Raw genomic sequence first — 3,413 nt, forward strand, 5'->3', positions numbered from 1 at the left:
GTCCGCCTCGCTCGGCGCCACCGAGAAAGCCTCGGGCGGCGTCTTCCACAGCCCCTATCGCCTCGCGCGCGACCTCTGCCTGATGGCAGCGGCCGCGGCCGAGGTCGCCCCGATCGACACCGTCTACACCGACATCGACAATCTCGCCGGCCTCGAGCAGGAGACGCGCGCCGCGCGGCGCGACGGTTTTTCGGCCAAGGCGCTGATCCATCCCAAGCATGTCGACATCGTCAACGCGGCCTTCGCGCCAACGGAGGCCGAGCGCGCCTGGGCGGAGAAGGTGATCGCGGCGTTCGCGAGCAATCCCGATTCCGGCACGCTGCGGCTCGACGGCCAGATGATCGACAAGCCGCACCTTCGCGCCGCGAAAAAGATCCTCGGCGAGCCCTAGATCGGGACGCAACCTCGCAACGGTGAACATCTTGACACCAGTGAGCCCCGGCCTATTTTTCACGCCGAGAAGGAATCTTCTCACCCCTCAAAGTCAAAGGACCAACGCGACCGTCTGGAGAGACGATGATGCTCGATGAAAATCTGGCCCGCATTCGCGCGCACCGCAACAACATCCACCGCTACCGGCGCCTGCTGCGAACGAAGCTATCGGAGCTGGAACGGCATTTCATCGAAAGACGCCTCGCAGAAGAGCGCTCGTCGCTCGATGCCTTGACGGCGACGGCATTCCCGGTCGCGTTCCGCGCTTCCGCAGCGCAGGCCAATGCGATGGAGGTGTTGCAATGACCAATCAGCGCGACCTGCTCATTCGAGGCAGCGAAAAAGTCATAGTCCATTATGAGCTGCTTCTGGCCAGCGCGAAGAGCGAGCACGAGCGCGAGCTCTACCGCCAGCGCATCGAGCGTGAGAAGAGGCTGATCCGGGACCTGCAAGGCGAGCCGGATCGCCGCGCGGCCTGAGCTGGAAGATCGCAGGACCCTGGACGATGCGGCGGCATCGGCAGTGGGCTCCCTCCCCCGCTTGCGGGGGAGGGTTGGGGAGAGGGTTTCTCCGCGCTGGGATTACTGAGATTGACTGAGGATTTCCCTGTGCGGCGAAAGCCCTCACCCGCCGCGCTCTGCGAGCGCGGCGGCCTCTCCCGCAAGCGGGAGAGGCGGAGCAAGCCGGACGTGCCCGTGTAATTCATCTGCCATAGCAGGGAATGGAGCGATTCCGCGGCTCGTCTCCGCATTCGCTTCAGCGGACGAGGCGATTGGGGCCGGCGAGCGCACTGCTCGGTTGGTTCGCCGGCGCCACCTTCACATTGGCCGTGAAAGGCACACCGTTGCGCAGCAGCGTGAGCTTCACGTCCTCGCCGACGCGCGCTAGGCCGATCGTGTTGCGGAGCTGGGCGGCGGTGCGGATCGGGCGGTCGTCGGCTCTAGTGACGACATCCCCCTTGCGCAGGCCTGCCCTCTCTGCGGGCGAATCCGCGGCGATCTCCGCGATGACGGCGCCCTGAGTGAGTCCCTTGTTGATCGAGGGATGCAGGTCCTTCAGCGACACGCCGATGCGGCCGCGCTCGACACGGCCGCTCACGATGATCTGCTCCATCACCTTGCGGGCCATGTTGATGGGAATTGCAAAGCCGATGCCGACATTGCCGCCGGCGGGCGAGATGATCGCCGAGTTGATGCCTACGAGCTCGCCGCGCAGGCTGACAAGCGCACCGCCGGAATTGCCGGGATTGATCGCGGCATCGGTCTGGATGAAATCCTCATAGCCCTGCTTGCCAAGGCCGGTGCGCCCCAGCGCGCTGACGAGCCCCGAGGTCACGGTCTGCCCGAGGCCGAAGGGATTGCCGATCGCGAGCACGAAATCGCCGACCTCGAGCCCGTCGCTGTCGCCGAAGGCAAGCGCCTTGAGCCCGGCCGGGTTCTGGACCTGGAGCACGGCGATATCCGTGGGCGGATCGCGGCCGATCACCCTGGCGGAAAACTGCCGGCCGTCCTTGGTCGTGATCTGGACCGCGGACGTGCCTTCCACGACGTGATTGTTGGTCAGCACGTAGCCGCGCTGGGCATCGACGATCACGCCGGAGCCGGTGGCGTTGATCTCCTTCTCGATCTGCCGGGGAACGTCGAAGAACTCGCGGAACAGCGGATCGCGATAGAGCGGATTGTCCTCGCGCACGCGGCCGTGCACGGAGATGTTGACGACGGCCGGCGTCACCTGGCGCACCAGGGGCGCCAGCGTCGGCACCGGGCCGCCCGTCTTCGGATCTGCAATCTGGCCGGCGGCAGGCTGCGATGCCGTGAGCGTCAGCACCAGCAAGGTCAGCAACAGCAGACGCACAGCATTCATCATCGTCACCCTGCCGCTTCGCGTTGCGCGGATATGCGAGATTGTCGTTTTAGCCCTCGCCGCGTGATGCGACGATCCAGCCCTGCAGGGCCAGCAACGGGACGACCCAGGCCGCCGAGGCCTGGCCGACCAGCACGAGGCCGAGAACGGCTGGCGTGATCATCATGCCGCCTGCCTCTCGGCGGCGGCCCAGGGCCGCCGCAGCCGCATCGGCACGCCGCCGCCGCGCGGCGGATCGTCATTGTCGTTGTCGCCGTCGAGCTTGCGCAGCGCACCGAGAATGTCGACCAGCCTGACCGTGTGGCTCATGCCGGGAATCTCGCGCATGGCCGGGCAGGATTCGACCGCGTACATGTCGGACGCCCATGACGACAGGATGATGCGCTTCTCCGGCGCAGAGAGATCCTTCGCATTCAGGACCTCGGTCGGCGAGTCGTAATGAGCGGCGGGATGAAATAGCGGGTTGAGAGTGCCTGGATTGGTATTCACGTTGGTCATCGGTCGTGCCTCCCTCAAGCTCCTTTCCAAAGGGACGGGGTGTTGACGGCGGGACGGCGGCGCCGATCGCTGCCGTTCCGCCATTCGATTGATCGAGCGCTCAGGCTGCCTTTTTCTGCTCGATCTGCGATGCCGCAGGCGTGCCGCCCGCGATCGGAATCCGGCGCGGCTTCATGGCTTCCGGAACCTCGCGGACGAGGTCGATGATCAGGAGCCCGTCCTGGAACGACGCCTGCTTCACCTGGACATAGTCGGCCAGGTTGAACACGCGCCGGAACGGACGCGCGGCGATGCCCTGGTACAGATATTCGCGCGCAGCGGTCTCGGGCTTCCTGCCCTCGATCGTGAGCGCGTTCTGCTCGGCCGTCACCGTGATGTCGCTGGGGCCGAAGCCCGCCACCGCAAGGCTGATCCGGTAATGGTCCTCGCCCGAGCGTTCGATGTTGTAGGGGGGATAATTGTCCTCGGTCGCCTGGCGCAGCGTGCTGTCGACGAGGTCGGCGAGGTGGTCGAAGCCGATGGTGGAGCGCCACAGCGGCGCGAAGTCGAAACTGGTCCTCATAACCAAGTCCTCCTGAGAGCAAGATGGATACGAAGGAGCGCAGGACAGGGTCTCAGAC

The 3,413-nt window shown here is 65.7% G+C and carries 6 protein-coding genes; 3 read left to right on the forward strand and 3 right to left on the reverse strand.

Translation table 11 applies throughout. From position 1 onward, the window contains the following. The 3 genes from JHD07_RS32830 to JHD07_RS32840 all read left to right on the forward strand — a co-directional run. Positions 1 to 391 (forward strand): aldolase/citrate lyase family protein (locus JHD07_RS32830; RefSeq protein WP_291629682.1); only part of this gene is annotated, 391 nt, incomplete at its 5' end. Between the two features lie 128 nt (positions 392 to 519). Beyond that, on the forward strand, positions 520 to 738 hold the full coding sequence (locus JHD07_RS32835) for a hypothetical protein (RefSeq protein ID WP_291629691.1): 219 nt from the start codon (positions 520 to 522) through the stop codon (positions 736 to 738). After that, positions 735 to 911, forward strand: a complete 177-nt coding sequence (locus JHD07_RS32840; RefSeq protein ID WP_291629683.1) for a hypothetical protein — start codon at positions 735 to 737, stop codon at positions 909 to 911. Before JHD07_RS32835 ends, JHD07_RS32840 begins: the two co-directional genes overlap by 4 nt. 277 nt (positions 912 to 1,188) lie before the next feature. Here the strand turns inward: JHD07_RS32840 and JHD07_RS32845 are convergent, their stop codons facing one another. From JHD07_RS32845 to JHD07_RS32855, 3 genes are all read right to left on the reverse strand, one after another. Then, positions 1,189 to 2,295, reverse strand: coding sequence for a trypsin-like peptidase domain-containing protein (locus tag JHD07_RS32845; protein ID WP_291629685.1), 1,107 nt, complete (start codon positions 2,293 to 2,295; stop codon positions 1,189 to 1,191). Between the two features lie 162 nt (positions 2,296 to 2,457). Continuing rightward, positions 2,458 to 2,793 (reverse strand): hypothetical protein, encoded by a 336-nt coding sequence (locus JHD07_RS32850; RefSeq protein WP_291629686.1) that lies wholly within the window; start codon positions 2,791 to 2,793, stop codon positions 2,458 to 2,460. Positions 2,794 to 2,893: 100 nt separating this feature from the next. Beyond that, the gene (locus JHD07_RS32855; protein WP_291629689.1) at positions 2,894 to 3,355 is read right to left on the reverse strand and encodes an Hsp20 family protein; all 462 of its coding nucleotides are present in this window, start codon (positions 3,353 to 3,355) and stop codon (positions 2,894 to 2,896) included. Positions 3,356 to 3,413 lie beyond the last annotated feature (58 nt).

The sequence above is a fragment of the Bradyrhizobium sp. genome, assembly GCF_016462955.1.
Lineage (GTDB): Bacteria > Pseudomonadota > Alphaproteobacteria > Rhizobiales > Xanthobacteraceae > Bradyrhizobium.